Source organism: Christiangramia sabulilitoris, assembly GCF_007050985.1.
GTDB lineage: Bacteria > Bacteroidota > Bacteroidia > Flavobacteriales > Flavobacteriaceae > Christiangramia > Christiangramia sabulilitoris.
This window is the reverse complement of record NZ_VHSF01000002.1, coordinates 600,202-616,961: the sequence shown is the minus strand read 5'-3', so window position 1 is coordinate 616,961 and position 16,760 is coordinate 600,202. Positions and strand designations below refer to the sequence as shown.

The window sequence follows — 16,760 nt, the reverse complement described above, 5'->3', positions numbered from 1 at the left end:
TTCCTTTTTTTTGTAAAATCATGAATATCAAGAATTACAATATTTATAATTTGAAATATAAGTTCAATAAAAATAAAGGCCTACTGGGTTTGATCTTTTTCTTTTGCCTCGTGGGACTTTCAGCTCAGGCGCAGGAATCAGTTTTACTAAAAGGAAAGGTAGAGGCTAGTAATCCCGACATTGAGAAGATCCACATTATCAACCTGAATCTTGAAAAGGGTGCAGTCACGAATACAGAAGGTGAATTTGAGATCTTCGCTAATGAAAATGACAGTTTATATGTTTCTTCAGTACAATTCTATAACACGACGGTTATTGTAACCCGGAAAATGATAGAGAATAAAAGCCTGAATATTCAGCTTCAGGATAAGATGAATGAGCTTGCAGAAGTGGTGATAGACGATATTAAATTATCTGGTCACCTTGCTAATGATCTTTCCAGGATCTCGATCACCGAGGTCGAAAAAAAGTATGAACTTCAGAATAATCTGAATGACTTCATTAGGAAAGACAGGGAGATGAATCCATATGAGAAGGCAATGTCTAATGGCGGAATAAGATTAGATAAGATCGCGGGTGCGGTCATAGATAAATTATCTGGCGATAAGCAAAAACCTAGAACCTATACTCCCCGTGATCTGGCGAATAAGAGCATAGCGATCGTAGGTAACGAATTTTTTCGGGAAGATCTCGATCTCAATGCTAATGAGGTTTGCAACTTTGTTTATTTCTGTACAGAAGATTCGGTATTCAGGCAACTGGTGCTCAATGATAATGCCTTTGTACTCATAGAATATTTTCAGACTCGCATCGAAGATTTCAGGCAAAGAAGAGGTAGTGCTTTAAATCAATCTTCACAATTGCCAGGATAATCTATTCCTTGATTAAACCTTTTTAATATAAAACAATCCAAAACATGCAGATGTGAATCATTTGATTTCTGGTTCAATATTTGCTTTTGAAGCACCAAAAATGACTATGAAAAAGACTTTAGTTCTTCTGTTTGCTATTATTTCCTTATGTTCTTTTACGAATGCAGACCACGAAACCTATTTAAGTGTTACCGAAATAGAATATAAAAAGGAACAAAAAAGTCTTCAAATAATTTCCCGTGTTTTCATAGATGATTTTGAGGATGTGCTTTCTAAGAGATATCAAAAAAAGATAAGTTTGTCTTATAAGGAAGATCTGATTTCCAATAAACCACTTATCGAAAAATATTTAGCCAAAAAACTTAATATTTCTGTTAACGGGAAGGAACTCAAATTAAATTTTCTAGGTAGTAAATTCGATGCAGATCAAATCGTTCTATTTATTGAAAGTGTAAATACTGAGAATTTTAGCAAGATAAAGGTCGAGAATCTTATTCTTACAGATCTTTTCGATAGCCAGAAGAATATAGTCCATGTAAAGAAGGGTGAGGATATTGAAAGCATGCTGCTATTGAAAGAAAACAGCAGTAAGACAATAAATTTTTAGAATGCTTTTTCCCATGGAGTTTAAAATACTTATTTTTAGCAACCTTAAATTAAAACCAAGTACATGAAGAGATTAAATATGCTATGCTCTGTGTTTCTAATGTTCGTTTTTGCAGGTGTATCTGCGCAGGAAACCGAACAAACCGAAACGCGGCAGGAAGGTCACACAAACCAGAACAAATTCAGGCAATTATATCAGGAATTTGCCACCCCTAACCAATATAGAACTGCATCCGGCGCTCCGGGTCCGGCCTACTACCAGAACGAAGCCGATTATAAGATGGATATCGTGCTGGATGATAAGAATTCAGTAATTACTGGTGATGAAACTATCACCTATCATAACAATTCACCTCAGGATCTTGAATATCTATGGGTGCAGTTAGACCAGAACATAAGAAAGAAGGATGCACCGCAAAAAGATGGTGACGGAATGGCGCCTGTAGCCACACCGGCAGGATTTGCCAGTAAATATATGGAAGCTCCCTTTGATGGTGGTTTCAATATTAAAGAAGTATCTGCTAACGGAACAGCTTTAAAGTATACGATACACCAGACAATGATGAGAATAGATCTTCCTAAGCCATTAAAGGCCGGAGAGAGTTATTCTTTTGATATAAAATGGTCTTACAATGTGAATAACCACGTGACAAACCGTGCCCGTTCGGGATATGAGCTATTTCCTGAAAATGGAAACAAGGCTTATGTGATCGCCCAGTTTTTTCCAAGAATGGCGGTTTATAACGATGTGGAAGGCTGGCAGAATTACCAGTTCTGGGGCAATGGTGAATTTGCTTTACCATTTGGTGATTACGAGGTGAATATTACGGTTCCTGCAGATCATGTGATGGAGGCTACCGGTGAACTTCAGAATAGAAAAGAAGTTTACACGAAAGAGATGATGAAACGTTACGAAAAGGCTAAGAAAAGCTATGATAAGCCGGTAATGATCGTAACGCAGGAAGAGGCTGAGGCTGCTGAAAAAGGTTTTTCAACAAAAACCAAAACCTGGACCTATAAGGCCGAGATGGTGCGTGACTTTGCTTTTTCAACCTCAAGGAAGTTCATCATCGATATGATGGCAGTAGATGTTATGGGAAAAGATGTAATGGCAGTATCGGTATATCCCAAGGAAGGTAATCCTCTATGGGAACAATGGTCTACCAGAGCTGTAGCCAGCACCCTGAAGAGTTATTCAGAGCATACTTTCCAGTATCCTTACCATAAAGCAGTTTCTGTACATGCGAAAAACCAGGGGATGGAATATCCTATGATCTGCTGGAACTATGGCCGACCAGATGAGGATGGTAATTATAGTGACCGTGTAAAATTTGGAATGATAAGCGTGATCATTCATGAAGTAGGGCATAATTTCTTTCCAATGATCGTAAATTCAGATGAGCGCCAGTGGGGATGGATGGATGAAGGTATTAATACTTTCGTACAATATGTGGCTGAACAGGAGTTCGCCACTGAATATCCGGAAGCTATTGCTCCGCTGGAGAAATATCCGTCAAGACGTGGAGAGCCTAGTAAGATCGTGCCTTATATGAAGGGTAACCAGGCTTATATATCTCCAATTATGTCCAACCCGGAACAGGTTCATCAATTAGGTAATAACGCCTACGGAAAACCTGCAACAGCTTTAAATATCCTTCGTGAAACTATCATGGGGCGTGAGCTGTTTGATTATGCATTTGCTACCTATTCCCAGAGATGGATGTTTAAACACCCAACTCCTGAAGATTTCTTCAGAACTATGGAAGATGCTTCCAGTGTGGATCTGGACTGGTTCTGGAGAGGTTGGTTCTATACCACAGATAACGTGGATATCGGGATTAAAGAAGTAAATAAGTATTATGTGACAGATACTCCTACCAAAGCAGGTAGAGATATGCTGGAAAGATATGGTACAAGCCCTGAAAAGATAGATGCTCTATATGTAATTAGCGAAGAAGATGAAGAGTTTAGCGCTGAGATGAAAGAAAGATCTCTATTGGAAAATTCTGAAACTCTACAGGCTTACGTAATGGATAATTTCAGCGAGGAAGAAAGAAAAAATCTTCAAACTCCTAAATACTTTTATCAGGTTGTTTTTGAAAAGCCGGGTGGACTGGTAATGCCAATAATTGCAGAATTGACTTATGCTGATGGTACTTCAGAAAAGGTTACTTATCCTGTGCAAATTTGGAGAAAAAATGATAAAACAGTGAGCAAAGTGATCCCTACAAATAAAGAGATCGTTAAGATAACTCTGGACCCTGATTTAGAAACGGCAGATGTCGATGTAGACAATAATAGCTGGCCTAAAAATGAGGATAAAAATGAATTTGAAGAGTTCAAGGATTCGTCCCAGGACTAGTAATTTTCATGAATAATATTTAAGCCGACTTTAACGAGTCGGCTTTTTTTATGCTTAGATTTGTAATTATATTTGTCCTGCTATGTATATGCTACCTTTATTTATTAGTGGAGCTGAAATTGCCTTTATCATGTTCATTCTGGTAATGGTATTTGGAGCCGATAAGATCCCTGATATTGCCAGAGGATTGGGAAAAGGCATGAAAGCCGTTAGAAATGCCTCCAATGATATTAAAAGTGAAATCCAGAAAAGTGCTGAAAAGCAGGGGATTGATACAGACTTCACCAAAGATGTTCGGGGAGAGATAGATAAAGTAAAAGAAGATATAGAAGAAATCACCGGATCTGTTCGACGCAAACGCTAATTTACTTTAGAGTATGTGGGAGAAAATTGAACAATGGGACCGGGATTTATTTGTATACCTGAACAATCTTGGGATCGAGCAATATGATGCTTTCTGGATCTTTGTTACTAATCCCCGCCACTGGATACCGCTTTACTTTCTTTTTTTCGCTTTTTTCTTTATGGCCTTTCATTGGAAAAAAGCAGTATTTTCAACGTTATTCCTGCTCGCCACCGTTTTCACCACCTGGGGTTTTACCAATCTCGTAAAAGGGATTGCTTTAAGGTTAAGGCCCAATAACACCCCGGAACTTACAGAACTAATAAGAATCCTCCAGGAGCCAACTAATTATAGTTTTTTCTCGGGACATTCTTCCACATCTTTTGCGGCCACAACTTTCCTGGTCCTGGTGATCGCCAAGAAAACCAAGTGGATCTATCTGGCCTATATCTGGCCCATAATTTTTGTAATGAGTAGAATATATGTTGGGGTTCACTATCCCGGCGACATTCTTGTGGGTATGATCGTGGGTATTTTAATGGCCATATTATTCTTTAAGTTATATAATAAGGCAGGACGTCGTTTATATTGATCATTTTACCCGGGTAAGGGTAAGACCATCCCTAATTGGTAAAATAACGGTCTCTACGCGGTCATCTATTACGAGTAGCCTGTTATATTCCAAAAGAGCTAAAGTAGACTCATCATCTTTCTTTGCCTTTTTCACAACCTTTCCAGACCATAATACATTATCTGAAAGTATGAGGCCTCCGGAATTCATCTTTTCAATGATCTGTTCGAAGTATTTGGGATAATTGGGCTTATCTGCATCAATAAATACCAGGTCGAACTTCGCATCGATCCCCGGGATAATTTCGGTCGCATCGCCAAGATGCTGAACTATCTGCCCGGCATAAGCGGATTTATCGAAATATTTTTTCTGAAGATCAAAAAGTTCTTCATTAACATCGATAGTATGCAGAACCCCATTCTTTGCAAGTCCTTCTGCAAGACAGAGCGCTGAATAACCTGTGTAAGTGCCAATTTCCAGTATAGTTTCTGGATTTTTCATTTTGGATAAGAGGCTTAAAACCCTGCCCTGGTAATGGCCGCTTAACATTCTTGGTTGCATTACCTTTTGATTCGTCTCCCGGTTTAACTGGGAGAGCAGGTCTGGTTCATTTTGAGAATGCGCAACTATATATTCATCAATATCCTCTGGTAAGAAATGCATTTGTTCAAATTTCCGACAAAATTAAAGATTTTAAGCGGGCTGGAGACCTTATCTCTTTTAAAACGAAATTGTATTTTTACGAAAAAATAGAAATATGCAGTTCGAGAATTCCAGAGAATTTGCCAGGCAATTAGATAAAGAAGATAAACTTTCTAAATATCGCAATGAATTCATCTTTCCAAAAGTTAATGGGAAAGAGGTCATTTATTTTGTTGGAAATTCTTTAGGACTGCAACCCAAAACTGCTCAGAAGTATGTCGACGAGATCATGAAAGACTGGGCTGAACTTGCCGTAGAAGGACATTTCTATGCTGAGAAATCATGGTGGGATTATCATGAACGATTTTCAGAAAAACTTGCGAAGGTGGTAGGTGCCAAGCCATCTGAGGTCACTGTGATGAATACGCTAACGGTGAACCTGCACCTGCTTATGGTTTCTTTTTACCGACCTTCGGGAAAAAGATACAAGATTATTTGCGAAGAAAAAGCTTTTCCAAGTGACCAGTACATGATCTCCAGCCAGGTAAGATTCCATGGCTATGACCCGAAAGATGCCATTGTAGAAATTAAAAAACGCGATGGTGAGAACAATTTCAGGACAGATGATGTACTCAAAAAAATAAAAGAGGTAGGAGAGGAGTGCGCCCTGGTACTTATTGGTGGAGTGAATTATTATACAGGTCAGGTTTTCGATATGGAAACCATTACCAAAGCGGGACATGAGGTTGGAGCTTTTGTTGGCTGGGATCTAGCTCATGCTGCCGGAAATATTGAATTAAAATTAAGTGAATGGAATGTGGATTTTGCCGCATGGTGCAGTTATAAATACATGAATTCCGGCCCGGGAAATGCTTCGGGATGCTTTATAAATGAGAAATATCACGATACTAAAGATATTCCAAGATTCGAAGGATGGTGGGGACATAATAAGGAAAGAAGATTTCTTATGGAACCTGAGTTTCAGCCTGAGCCTACGGCAGAAGCATGGCAAATAAGCAATGCTCCAATTTTGGCTATGGCTCCTTACCTGGCCTCACTGGAGATGTTCGCTGAGGTGGGTATGCCTGCCTTGATCGAAAAACGAAATAAGATCGTGGCTTACCTGGAATTTGTACTTCATGAGATCGATAAGGAAGTGGACAGTTCTTTTGAAATCATTACACCAGCAGATCAGGACCAGAGAGGTACGCAATTGTCTGTATTTCTCCATGGAGAGGGTAGAGAACTTTTTAAATATTTGATGGAAGCTGGGGTAATTACAGACTGGCGGGAGCCAAATGTAATACGACTTGCTCCTGCACCATTTTACTGTTCTTTTGAAGACATGTATGAATTTGGGCAGATCCTTAAAAAAGGAATTTTAACTAAAGAAACTATACAATAAAAAAGGAGGCGATCGCCTCCTTTTTTATTTTTAAAATATCAAAGTCTATTCTACTGCGATATCTGTAAAGAATAGTTTAAAGGATCCATCTTCAGATTTATGCATTTTGGCAACCTTAATATCTTTGAATTCGTCATAATCTTCCCAGGTAGTTGCCATTTGGTTGTTTCCATCTGCTGAATGATATACCCACTCCCTGATCATAAATTCATCGTCAAAATAGATATCGTAACTGTCCCCGGGGGTATAACCTCCTTCTGAACGATAATTTACGGTAAGCATTTGCATATCCTTCTTACTGATTGGTGCCGTAGCGGTCTTTACCTCACTAAAATTAGCATCTGACCATTCTAACTGAAATGGAAACAATAACCAGTAGGAATCATTGATAAATCTTTGATCTATATATTGGTTCGCCTCTTCAATACTATCCTGCCGTATATAGCTCATCGTAGAATCTTTTTCAATAAGAGTTATCCTATCTGTTCTGGTATCCCAGGTCCATTTTCTTTCAGACCTCAGCGTATCATTTACACTAACATTAAAAGTGAATTCAATTTTATTGATACTGTCAAATTCCTCAAGCCCATTGGCCAGAGCAATTTTTTCATGAATTTCCAGGTTCTGCTCCTCAGAAATGATTTCCTGTTCTTTTTTCTTGTCGTTACACGAATAGAATAAAATTCCCAGAATTGATAAGATGAATAGTTTTTTCATTTGGCTAATTTTTTTCTAAAGGTAGTAAATAATCATATTTACAACGCGGTTATACTCATCCCGCCATCGGCAATGATGTTATGGCCGGTGATAAATGAGGATTTCTCCATGGTCAGAAAGGCGATAATTGCCGAAATTTCACTTGCCTCAGCAACCCGGTTGAGCGGAGTCCGGCTTAAGATAGAATTCATTTTTTCTTCATTGTGCAGATAACCTTCAGTCAGGGGTGTTTTGGTGAACCATGGCGATACCGAATTTACCCGGATGTTATCTCCGGCCCATTCTACGGCAAGACTTCGTGATTGTTGCAATAACCCGGCCTTGGACATGGCATAAGGAGTCCCCGTTCCCACATCCTGAAGGGCGGCAGAAGAAGCTACGTTCACAATGGCAGACGTACCCGATTCCTTTAAATTGGGGTATAGCAACCGGCAGAATTGAAACGGCGCCATCAGGTTAATTTCCATCACTTTTCTAAATTCATCCTCGGTATATTCTGTTGCCTTTTTCCGAATATTGATCCCTGCGTTATTCACCAGGATGTCCAGGTTCCTCCAGTTCTCATCGATCCAGGATTTTATTTTATTCCGATCTTGTTCACTCGCAGAATCTGCAACCATTCCTTTTGCTGCAAATCCCTGTTGTTGTAATTCTTTTTCAAAAGCAATAATGTCTTCCTTACTTCTTGAGGTGAAAAGAACTTGGGCTCCAAGTTCAGCAAATTCTAAAACTGTCGCCTGCCCAATTCCTTTGGTACCTCCTGTAATTAATGCTTTTTTGCCTTCAAGTTTCCACATTTTTTGGATTTTAAGTTAATGAGTATAAACAAAAAAACCCTTTGATTACTCAAAGGGTGGTGATTGTTCTATAAAATATTACAGCCGTCTTCCAGTAAGAAGCTTATATAGAATTAAAATAACGGCTAAAACTATTAAAATATGGATAATGCTTCCAAGGTCTGGAAATGCAAAATATCCAACAAGCCATCCAATGACCAGTAAAACGATAATAAGCCAAATTAAATCTCTCATGTCAGGTTAAATTTAAGGCAGGCCTTTAAGCTTGCCTATGGTTAATATTAAATGTTAAGTTGTTAAGTATGTTGATTAATTCCAATATAAAGTTAGATAATAGAATTACCCGCAACTTCTCATTTAACCTTGATTTAACTTTACTTCCTAAAAATCAGAGGGGTTATCAATTATTTTCTTTGCCCTGCTTCTGATCTTTTCCATTTCTTCAGAATCTTTCTTATCCAGAAGACTGAGCATCATGTTCATACGTTGGTTATCCCGGAATCTTTCCTGGTTAGAATCCAGAAAATTCCAGTATAGACTATTAAAAGGACAGGCGTCTTCCTCTGTTTTCTTACTTACCTTATAATGACAGCCTTTGCAATAATTACTCATTTTATTGATATAGCTTCCGCTGGAAACATAGGGTTTGGTAGCTACAATTCCTCCATCAGCGAACTGGCTCATTCCTCGCGTATTGGTTATTTCCACCCATTCTATGGCATCTATATAAATTCCCAGGTACCATCTATCTACTTCGTCTGGGTGGGTTTCTGTAAGCAAGGCAAAATTTCCTGTAATCATTAAACGCTGAATATGGTGAGCGTAAGCATTTTCAAGACTGTTTTTAATAGAATGGTGCAGGCAATTCATTTTGGTTTTGGCATCCCAGTAAAATGGAGGAAGTTCATTTTGGTTTCTTAATTTATTAGATTTTCTATAGCCCGGCATTTCTTTCCAGTATATACCCCGCATATACTCCCTCCAGCCCAGGATCTGTCTTACAAAACCTTCTACCTGGGAGATATCTATTTCATCCTTATTCTCATAATAATGATCAATCACAGAATCTATGACCTCTTTAGGCGACAGCATTTTTGTATTCATACTGAATGATAAACGGGAATGAAACAGATATTCTTCGTCTGTATGAAGTGCATCCTGATAATCCCCGAAATGTACCAACAGGTTTTTGCAAAAATAATTGAGTACAGAAAGTGAATCTTCCCTGGAGGTAGGCCAGTTAAAATTTTTTTCTTCAACTGTACCGATGGTTGAAATACCTGCTTTTTCTAATTCCCGGTTCAGATCGCTTACGTCTTTTCTAAAGCCTCTTTCGTGCGGAATTTCTGGTTCACCTTTCCATTTCTTGCGGTTGGATTTATCAAAATTCCATTTGCCGCCTTCAGGATTGGAATCTGTTTCCATAAGAACCTTGAATTTCTTTCTAAGGTGACGGTAAAAATATTCCATCGTGAGCTGCTTTTTCCCCTCATAAATCTTAGTAAGTTCATCTCTGCCGGTGAGGAAATGTTCGGTGTCATAATTTTGTGTTTCAATTTCGAGCTCTTTTGTAAGTTCCTTTAATTGCTCATCAAGACGATATTCATCAGGTAACTGATACTCAAATTTTTCGAAGCCTTTATCTGAAATTAGTTCTTTGATATTCTTTTTGAGGTCCTGCTGGTTTTCCTTATCGTTAATTCGGTAATAGATCACAGTATGGTCACGCTCAGATAAATAATCTGCAAAATTTCTCATGGCGCTAAAAAATCCAATCACTTTTTGAATATGATGGGTCACGTAGTCTGTTTCCTGTCGCATTTCCATGATCAGGTAAGTGATGTGATCCTGGTCGCCATTATACCAGCTATGTTTGTGATTTAACTGGTCTCCAAGGATAAGTCTAAGCGTTTTTAATTTTTCAGCCATAAATTTTGGTATTCACCGTCAGGATCATAACGATCTGCCTGACTTTCTATATTGAATTTTCGGTCCCGGGGATCATTACCAACCCCGCTATTATACATCCAGTTTCCCCAATTACTGTGCACATCATAATCTATGAGGAGACTTTCAAAATAGGCAGCTCCAATGCGCCAGTCCTGTTTTAGTTCTTTTGCCCAGAAGCTATTTACATTCTGCCGGCCACGGTTGCTCATAAATCCTGTAGCAGCGATCTCTTTCATATTGGCATTTACAAAGTCATATTTTGTATTTCCTGCAATCCAGTTTTCCAAACTTTCTTTATTGCTTTCCCATGTATAAGATCTTTCCAGTATACCTCCCGGTTTAAATATATTATTCCCATGCTTTAGGGATACATATTTGAAAAAGTCTCTCCAGATCAACTCAAATATTAACCAGTATGTACTTTGATTACTGGTATGTTCTTTTTCAAATTTTTTTACTTCATGGTAAATGGTTCGAGGTGAAATACTGCCATTCGCCAGCCAGGCAGATAACTTCGAGCTGTATGCAGTCCCTATAAGTCCATTCCTGGTATTTTTATAGTCTAAAAGGTTCCGGGATTCCCAGAAGTACTCCCGTACTCTCTTCATTGCATTATTTTCTCCACCCTTAAAAGGAAAAGCAGATCTTTCATCCTGCTGAAAATTTTCAAAGCCGAGGTCGTTTAGAGTAGGGATTTCGGTGTTTTCAAAAGTATCATCTGGTATGTTCCCAGAGGGTGTGTCAATTAGATCTCTTACCTGAGATTTCTTTTCACAGGCTTTTCTGAATTCGGTAAATACTTTTGGTATTTCATTAAATGAGTCGAAAGGTATATCTTCAGGGTGATATAAAAATTGCTGGTAGAAAGAATTAAATTCTAAATCCCGGCAATTTCCTTTTACTGCATTTTCCACCTCTTTCTCTTCCTGCGTCCATTCCTTCTGAAAGTAAACGGCTTTTATTTCATAATTTGAAACCAGTTCCGGAAAAATATTTTCAGGCTGCGTATGGTAGACTAGCAGCGGTATATGAAGATCTCGCAAGTTATTCCTTAAATCTTCAATAGTTTCTATTAGAAATTTAGCCCGGAATTTCCCGGTTTTGTGAAAGCCATAGGGTGTTTTCTGAAATTGTCTGGGATCGAAGCAATAAAGACCAATAACTCTTTTATGCTTTTCACATGCGATTTTTAAAGCTTCATGATCTTCTACTCTCAAATCGTTTCTAAACCATACCAGGCCTGTATTCATCCTTTATTTTTTCTGCATTTCTCACTACAATATTTTACATTTTCCCAATCCTTCTTCCATTTTTTACGCCACCTGAAAGGGCGCTCACAAACCGGACAAATTTTTTCGGGAAGATTTTCTTTCTTCATTAAATTTAATTGCTGAAAAAAGACTTAACTACCTGGTTAGGCCTGGCATAATGAAAACGGTCAATGAGACTTGGGAGTGAATAACCATCGAGCCCGTTAATAGCTACAGTTCCGGCATCGTCAAGGCGCAGCCACCCATCAGGCATTTGTATTCCCTCATCAAAATAGATATGTTCTATTGCCGCAACTACCAGTAATGTGTCATTTTCCTCTATATGGTATTCATTAAGAAATTTACAACCTAATTTGATTTCAGATTGCTTTACATAGGGCGCATGAAAATCATTCAGGTATTCTTCAGTAAGGCCTGTTTTATTGAATTCAGATATATCTTCTTCATATTTGGCGGCGGTATGATGAGCCTGTTCTATCATTTTTTCATGAACGTGGTTCACTGTGAAATAAGAGGTTTCTTTTATATTCTTATAGGTATTTCTGGCCACGCTCAAAGGCCTGGTAACAAAACCCAGCATCGCCGGATTGCTTCCCATGTGAGTAACCGAGCTGAAGACTGCCACGTTGGGATTTCCATCCCTGGATTTGGTAGCGATAAGATTGGCAGATTTAAAACCGGTGCAACTGTTGATCAGGTTCAGGCGGAAAATTTTTTCCATCTTTTTTATATCGGTGGAATCAATATGTTTCATAAAAAAAGGTCAGTTTTTTTGACTGACCTCAATTTATTAAATGCTTGCGTAAACGCCTGTTAATGTACCTTTAAATTAATTCTGATTCTCCATTTTATTGATGGCCATCTCATATTCTTCCATGGCCTCACGTACTGCATCAATATTATCTGAAGCTTTTTGGTGAGCATCTTCCATAACCTTTTCAAGATTCTTATCCGGATGTTGAAAAAGGTCTGTAATCACATGATTAATTTTATCAATGAGACTGTGCTGGGTATTCTTGATATCTTCCAGCTTGTTTAACGTAGACCTCATGTGGTCAAGTTTCTCCTGATCCATAATTTATAGTTTTTAGTTACTACAAGTTACCTCATCAATCATCTGAACCAAAATTCTTAACAGCATTTTAAAGAGCTTTATAATAATATTATGAAACTTTTTCAGCTTCGTAAGCCGGATAATCTATATAGCCTTCTTTTCCCTGGGTATAAAAAGTATCCTTATCATAATCTGCAATGGGCCAATCGTTTTCAAAACGCTTAGGCAGGTCTGGGTTAGAGATAAACAGCTTCCCGTAGGCTACAAGATCTGCATCACCTTCTTTGATCACCTTGTTACCTGATTCACGGTCAAATTCGTTATTGATCATTAAAGTTCCTTTATAGATCTTTCTGTATCGTTTCGCGATCTGTGTTTCCAGATAAGGTATATCACTTACATCTGTAAAGGGTTCTGAAAGGTGGACGTAAGCCAGATCGTAGGCATTTAATTTATCAATTATGTAGTCGAAGGTGGCAATACTATCTTCTGTGGCAATTATTCCGAAGGACTCGTGCAGGGAAGGGTTGAACCTGCATCCTATTTGGTTTTCAGGCCAGATCTCACTTACAGCTTCCAGGACATCGAAAAAGAATCTTGCCCGGTTGGGTATACTTCCTCCGTAGTCGTCGGTTCTACGGTTAGCGTTTTTATTGAAAAACTGATGAAAGAGATATCCGTTTGAAGAATGTAATTCGATACCATCAAAGCCGGCTTCTTTGGCCATTTGAGCGGCATGTCTGAATTCCTGGATAGTTTCCTGTATTTCCTGCATGCTCATTTCCTTAGGATCTGTTGTTTGTTCAAAACCATCGGGTGTATATACTTTGGCGTTCGGGTTAACTGCGCTTGGAGCCAGTGGTTTGTCTCCCCCATGAAATTTTGGATGTGAGATCCGGCCCACATGCCAAAGCTGAATAAAAATTTTACCGCCCTCGTTGTGAACTGCTTCCGTAACTTTTTTCCATCCTTCCACCTGTTTTTTGGTATATATGCCAGGGGTGTGCACATAGCCTACAGCACGCTTGGAAACTTGTGAACCTTCAGAGATGATCAATCCGGCGCCGGCACGCTGGGTGTAATATTCTACATGCATTTCTGTTGGAGCATTATCAGGATTGTCTGCTCTACTCCGGGTCATGGGTGCCATTATAACTCTGTTCTTCAGAGTAATGTTACCCAGTTTATATTCCTGAAGTAATGGTTGGTTTTCTTTTGTCATATTCCTTTTTTGCCTAAAAATACCTGATATCATTAGTTTCTGCTGTTAAGAAACTGATAAATGAATGTCGGCTTGATATCTGTTAAATCAGCTTATACAGGTGATTTTCATATTATTTAAGTAATTTCGCAGGAAGAATAAAGTATCATCTTTTAGCAGATTTTGGTCTTGTTAATAGGATATACTTTTCAAACCGATACATGCAAGAAGAAAAAGATGTGGCAATTGTAGGATCTGGACTCGTGGGATCCCTGCTGGCTATTTTCCTGAGAAAACAAGGTTTTAAAGTTACCGTTTTTGACCGTAGGCCAGACGTTCGTAAAGTTCAGTTCTCGGGCAGGTCTATAAATTTGGCGATGTCCAATCGTGGCTGGAAAGCTTTGCGTGAAGCCGGAATAGAGGAGGAGATAAGAGAGCTGGCACTGCCATTGGATAAAAGAGCGATGCATGTTGAAGGGCAGCCGGTTTATTTTCAGAAATATGGAGAAGAAGGTGAGGCGATTTATTCTATCTCCCGGGGTGTGCTGAACCGGAAAATGATCGATCTGGCTGAAACTGCCGGAGCAAAATTCAAATTCGAGGAAAAGATCTGGGATGTGGATATGAAAGAAGCCAGACTTTATACCGGAGAATCTGAAAAAAGTGTCTGGAAAGAATATAAATTTGATCTCATATTTGGAGCAGACGGTGCCTTCTCAAGGGTAAGGCATAAAATGCAACGCCAGAGCAGATTTAATTACTCCCAGCATTTTATCGACGTAGGATACAAAGAATTAACCATTCTCGCCAATGAGGATGGGTCTCATAAACTTGATAATTCATCATTCCATATATGGCCCAGGGGTAATTTCATGTTAATAGCGATGCCTAATCTTGATGGTACGTTTACATGTACCTTGTTTATGCCTTTTGAAGGCGAAGTTTCATTTGAAACCATTAAAACCGAACAGGAAGCTGATACCTTTTTTGAGAAATATTTTCCGGATATAAAGGATGAGATTTCTAATCTGAAAAAGGATTTTTTCAGGAATCCCACAAGTGCCATGGTGACTATAAAATGTTTTCCCTGGTCTTATTACGATAAGATCACCCTGGTTGGAGACTCTGCGCACGCTATTGTTCCTTTTTACGGGCAGGGGATGAATGCCGGCTTTGAAGATATTTCAGTATTAAATGATAAGATCAATAAATATGGTAATGACTGGCAATTGATCTTTGAGGAATATCAGAATGAAAGGAAACCTAATGCCGATGCTATTGCAGAATTAAGTTATAGAAATTTTGTTGAGATGAGCAGTAAAACGGCAGATCCTTCATTCCTTCTCCGGAAAAAGATCGAAAAGAAATTTGCCCAGGATCACCCGGAGCTATGGACACCTCTATATTCCAGAGTTACCTTTTCAGATAAAGCCTATGCAGATGCCCTGAAAATTGGAGATTACCAGCGAGGGATCATGGATCAGGTGATGGAAATTCCGCAGATAGAAGAAAAGTGGGATAGTGAAGAGGTGGAAAAGGAGATTATAAAACTCATCAAAAAATAAAGCCCGCTGAAAAGCAGGCTTATAATTATATTACTTCTAAAGAGCTAATGTTTATTTAAATATGCATTTTTTATTCGCTCGAATTAGAGTGTTGATTCTCTTTCAATAGCTCAGGAAATTTCGATTTGAACCTGTTAAGTCTTGGGATCGAAACATTCCTGATGTAAGGATTATTAGGATTGTTCTTTTCATAATTCTGATGGTAGTCCTCTGCTTTCCAAAATTTCTGAAAAGGTAATATTTCGGCCGCGATTGGCTCATCATATTTCTCAGCAACCTTAGCTTTTACCTCCTCGATTATATTTTTCTGTTCTTCATTCTGGTAAAAGATGATCGATCGATATTGTGAACCCCTGTCTGGACCCTGACCATTCACCTGTGTAGGGTCCTGGGATCCAAAAAATATTTCTACCAGTGTTTTAAAATCTACGACTTCAGGATCGTAAATTACCTCTACAGCTTCTGCATGACCGGTCCTGCCTGTATTACTGGATTTATAGGTCGGGTTCTTAGTGTGACCTCCAGAATACCCGGAAATAGCCTCTTCTACACCTTCAACGCTTTCATAAATGGCTTCAACACACCAAAAGCAACCACTGGCAAAATAAGCCTTCTCCAGTCCATTTTGAGATGAAGCTTCTACAGGCTCTGCATTGGCGATTTCTTTCTGAGGATTGCTATTATTATCTTTAGTTTGATTTCCACACGCCAGGAAAATTAGACTGATAAAGTTTAATAGTAAAAATTTCATAATTATTTCTTTTTATAAGTTCCTTCGAGAGTTTTCTTTCCAAGTAACGCGTAGTCTATCGCGATCTCGCCATCTATTCTAAATCCTTTCCAGTCTAGCTTTAGATCACCATTGGTCTCCGGGCTTAAGACTGCAATTGGCATACCAGTCTCAAACTTTTCCCACGGAATTTTTTCAGCAGTTGTTTTTGCAGTTCTGCCGTTATAGAAAATATTGATATTATTTCCATCTTGCTGAAAACGGGCATTTATATACATCTCGTTTTCTTTGAGACATAATTCTGAAGTACCATTGGTTGCAACCTCTAGACAATAACATTTGCAGGAAGTATCTTCCTGATGTTCCGTATTAAAATAAGTACCGGGAATTGCCGTAGCAGAATTAGAATTCTCAGTTCGATCTATCTCAGTTTTCTTCTTTTCCTCTGCAACTATGTGTTGGTCCTGTATAGAAGAGCCGGGGTCATTTTTAAATTCTTTAGAATCATTTTCAGCAGAAAAATCATCTTTCTCCTTGCCGGAATTGTTGCAGGCCATTAGGCATGCGGTGAAGCATAATAGGATTATCAAAGTTCTCATATTCATTTGAATTGGGTCCTCTAAAGATAGCCCATATATGATCGATTAATGTGAAATACTTGTTAATCCGGCAGA

Annotated in this window: 19 protein-coding genes; 7 read left to right on the top strand and 12 right to left on the bottom strand. The window is 38.6% G+C overall.

Translation table 11 applies throughout. The features are described from left to right. Positions 1-20 precede the first annotated feature (20 nt). From FGM01_RS09350 to FGM01_RS09330, 5 genes are all read left to right on the top strand, one after another. Positions 21-872, top strand: coding sequence for a carboxypeptidase-like regulatory domain-containing protein (locus FGM01_RS09350; RefSeq protein WP_143410909.1), 852 nt, complete (start codon positions 21-23; stop codon positions 870-872). A gap of 106 nt (positions 873-978) precedes the next feature. Continuing rightward, a complete protein-coding gene (locus FGM01_RS09345; protein WP_143410908.1) occupies positions 979-1,479 on the top strand; it encodes a DUF6702 family protein in 501 nt (166 codons plus the stop codon). Positions 1,480-1,542: 63 nt separating this feature from the next. After that, positions 1,543-3,840, top strand: a complete 2,298-nt coding sequence (locus tag FGM01_RS09340; protein WP_143410907.1) for a M1 family metallopeptidase — start codon at positions 1,543-1,545, stop codon at positions 3,838-3,840. A gap of 82 nt (positions 3,841-3,922) precedes the next feature. After that, positions 3,923-4,204 (top strand): Sec-independent protein translocase subunit TatA/TatB, encoded by a 282-nt coding sequence (locus FGM01_RS09335; protein ID WP_143410906.1) that lies wholly within the window; start codon positions 3,923-3,925, stop codon positions 4,202-4,204. 13 nt (positions 4,205-4,217) lie between these two features. After that, positions 4,218-4,775, top strand: a complete 558-nt coding sequence (locus tag FGM01_RS09330; protein ID WP_143410905.1) for a phosphatase PAP2 family protein — start codon at positions 4,218-4,220, stop codon at positions 4,773-4,775. Here the strand turns inward: FGM01_RS09330 and FGM01_RS09325 are convergent, their stop codons facing one another. Next, a complete protein-coding gene (locus FGM01_RS09325; RefSeq protein WP_143410904.1) occupies positions 4,776-5,417 on the bottom strand; it encodes an O-methyltransferase in 642 nt (213 codons plus the stop codon). Positions 5,418-5,511: 94 nt separating this feature from the next. On the opposite strand from FGM01_RS09325, the gene kynU reads away from it, so the two are divergent. Beyond that, entirely contained in the window at positions 5,512-6,801 is a 1,290-nt protein-coding gene (gene kynU, locus FGM01_RS09320; protein ID WP_143410903.1) for a kynureninase, read from the top strand. Positions 6,802-6,846: 45 nt separating this feature from the next. Here the strand turns inward: kynU and FGM01_RS09315 are convergent, their stop codons facing one another. From FGM01_RS09315 to FGM01_RS09275, 9 genes are all read right to left on the bottom strand, one after another. Then, a complete protein-coding gene (locus FGM01_RS09315; RefSeq protein ID WP_143410902.1) occupies positions 6,847-7,518 on the bottom strand; it encodes a hypothetical protein in 672 nt (223 codons plus the stop codon). 38 nt (positions 7,519-7,556) lie between these two features. Next, positions 7,557-8,315: an SDR family oxidoreductase gene (locus FGM01_RS09310; RefSeq protein ID WP_143410901.1), complete on the bottom strand. Its 759-nt coding sequence runs from the start codon at positions 8,313-8,315 to the stop codon at positions 7,557-7,559. Between the two features lie 78 nt (positions 8,316-8,393). Next, complete coding sequence (locus tag FGM01_RS09305; protein WP_011710576.1) at positions 8,394-8,549, bottom strand: lmo0937 family membrane protein; 156 nt, start codon at positions 8,547-8,549, stop codon at positions 8,394-8,396. 147 nt (positions 8,550-8,696) lie between these two features. Then, positions 8,697-10,244: a cryptochrome/photolyase family protein gene (locus FGM01_RS09300; RefSeq protein ID WP_143410900.1), complete on the bottom strand. Its 1,548-nt coding sequence runs from the start codon at positions 10,242-10,244 to the stop codon at positions 8,697-8,699. After that, positions 10,229-11,515, bottom strand: a complete 1,287-nt coding sequence (locus FGM01_RS09295; RefSeq protein WP_143410899.1) for a DASH family cryptochrome — start codon at positions 11,513-11,515, stop codon at positions 10,229-10,231. The genes FGM01_RS09300 and FGM01_RS09295 overlap by 16 nt, the downstream gene beginning before the upstream one ends. Beyond that, positions 11,512-11,643: a DUF2256 domain-containing protein gene (locus FGM01_RS09290; RefSeq protein WP_143410898.1), complete on the bottom strand. Its 132-nt coding sequence runs from the start codon at positions 11,641-11,643 to the stop codon at positions 11,512-11,514. The genes FGM01_RS09295 and FGM01_RS09290 overlap by 4 nt, the downstream gene beginning before the upstream one ends. 5 nt (positions 11,644-11,648) lie before the next feature. Continuing rightward, positions 11,649-12,290, bottom strand: coding sequence for a flavin reductase family protein (locus tag FGM01_RS09285; RefSeq protein ID WP_143410897.1), 642 nt, complete (start codon positions 12,288-12,290; stop codon positions 11,649-11,651). A 75-nt stretch (positions 12,291-12,365) separates the two neighbouring features. Continuing rightward, complete coding sequence (locus FGM01_RS09280) at positions 12,366-12,611, bottom strand: hypothetical protein (protein ID WP_143410896.1); 246 nt, start codon at positions 12,609-12,611, stop codon at positions 12,366-12,368. Between the two features lie 88 nt (positions 12,612-12,699). Then, positions 12,700-13,812 carry an alkene reductase gene (locus FGM01_RS09275; RefSeq protein ID WP_143410895.1) on the bottom strand — a complete coding sequence of 371 codons (1,113 nt, stop codon included), beginning with the start codon at positions 13,810-13,812 and terminating at the stop codon, positions 12,700-12,702. A 200-nt stretch (positions 13,813-14,012) separates the two neighbouring features. Between FGM01_RS09275 and FGM01_RS09270 the strand changes: the two genes are divergently transcribed. Then, complete coding sequence (locus FGM01_RS09270) at positions 14,013-15,356, top strand: FAD-dependent oxidoreductase (RefSeq protein WP_143410894.1); 1,344 nt, start codon at positions 14,013-14,015, stop codon at positions 15,354-15,356. A 70-nt stretch (positions 15,357-15,426) separates the two neighbouring features. Here FGM01_RS09270 and msrA read toward each other — a convergent pair whose 3' ends face one another. Together msrA and FGM01_RS09260 are read right to left on the bottom strand one after the other, a co-directional pair. Further along, positions 15,427-16,107 carry a peptide-methionine (S)-S-oxide reductase MsrA gene (msrA, locus tag FGM01_RS09265; protein ID WP_143410893.1) on the bottom strand — a complete coding sequence of 227 codons (681 nt, stop codon included), beginning with the start codon at positions 16,105-16,107 and terminating at the stop codon, positions 15,427-15,429. Positions 16,108-16,109: 2 nt separating this feature from the next. Beyond that, positions 16,110-16,685, bottom strand: a complete 576-nt coding sequence (locus tag FGM01_RS09260) for a hypothetical protein (protein ID WP_143410892.1) — start codon at positions 16,683-16,685, stop codon at positions 16,110-16,112. Between the last annotated feature and the right edge of the window lie 75 nt (positions 16,686-16,760).

Excerpts from the sequence above, each read along its gene's own strand:
- FGM01_RS09350 (WP_143410909.1), top strand. The coding sequence starts at position 21 with ATGAATATCAAGAATTACAATATTTATAATTTGAAATATAAGTTCAAT.
- FGM01_RS09345 (WP_143410908.1), top strand. The coding sequence starts at position 979 with ATGAAAAAGACTTTAGTTCTTCTGTTTGCTATTATTTCCTTATGTTCT.
- FGM01_RS09340 (WP_143410907.1), top strand. The coding sequence starts at position 1,543 with ATGAAGAGATTAAATATGCTATGCTCTGTGTTTCTAATGTTCGTTTTT.
- FGM01_RS09335 (WP_143410906.1), top strand. The coding sequence starts at position 3,923 with ATGTATATGCTACCTTTATTTATTAGTGGAGCTGAAATTGCCTTTATC.
- FGM01_RS09330 (WP_143410905.1), top strand. The coding sequence starts at position 4,218 with ATGTGGGAGAAAATTGAACAATGGGACCGGGATTTATTTGTATACCTG.
- FGM01_RS09325 (WP_143410904.1), bottom strand. The coding sequence starts at position 5,417 with ATGCATTTCTTACCAGAGGATATTGATGAATATATAGTTGCGCATTCT.
- kynU (WP_143410903.1), top strand. The coding sequence starts at position 5,512 with ATGCAGTTCGAGAATTCCAGAGAATTTGCCAGGCAATTAGATAAAGAA.
- FGM01_RS09315 (WP_143410902.1), bottom strand. The coding sequence starts at position 7,518 with ATGAAAAAACTATTCATCTTATCAATTCTGGGAATTTTATTCTATTCG.
- FGM01_RS09310 (WP_143410901.1), bottom strand. The coding sequence starts at position 8,315 with ATGTGGAAACTTGAAGGCAAAAAAGCATTAATTACAGGAGGTACCAAA.
- FGM01_RS09305 (WP_011710576.1), bottom strand. The coding sequence starts at position 8,549 with ATGAGAGATTTAATTTGGCTTATTATCGTTTTACTGGTCATTGGATGG.
- FGM01_RS09300 (WP_143410900.1), bottom strand. The coding sequence starts at position 10,244 with ATGGCTGAAAAATTAAAAACGCTTAGACTTATCCTTGGAGACCAGTTA.
- FGM01_RS09295 (WP_143410899.1), bottom strand. The coding sequence starts at position 11,515 with ATGAATACAGGCCTGGTATGGTTTAGAAACGATTTGAGAGTAGAAGAT.
- FGM01_RS09290 (WP_143410898.1), bottom strand. The coding sequence starts at position 11,643 with ATGAAGAAAGAAAATCTTCCCGAAAAAATTTGTCCGGTTTGTGAGCGC.
- FGM01_RS09285 (WP_143410897.1), bottom strand. The coding sequence starts at position 12,290 with ATGAAACATATTGATTCCACCGATATAAAAAAGATGGAAAAAATTTTC.
- FGM01_RS09280 (WP_143410896.1), bottom strand. The coding sequence starts at position 12,611 with ATGGATCAGGAGAAACTTGACCACATGAGGTCTACGTTAAACAAGCTG.
- FGM01_RS09275 (WP_143410895.1), bottom strand. The coding sequence starts at position 13,812 with ATGACAAAAGAAAACCAACCATTACTTCAGGAATATAAACTGGGTAAC.
- FGM01_RS09270 (WP_143410894.1), top strand. The coding sequence starts at position 14,013 with ATGCAAGAAGAAAAAGATGTGGCAATTGTAGGATCTGGACTCGTGGGA.
- msrA (WP_143410893.1), bottom strand. The coding sequence starts at position 16,107 with ATGAAATTTTTACTATTAAACTTTATCAGTCTAATTTTCCTGGCGTGT.
- FGM01_RS09260 (WP_143410892.1), bottom strand. The coding sequence starts at position 16,685 with ATGAGAACTTTGATAATCCTATTATGCTTCACCGCATGCCTAATGGCC.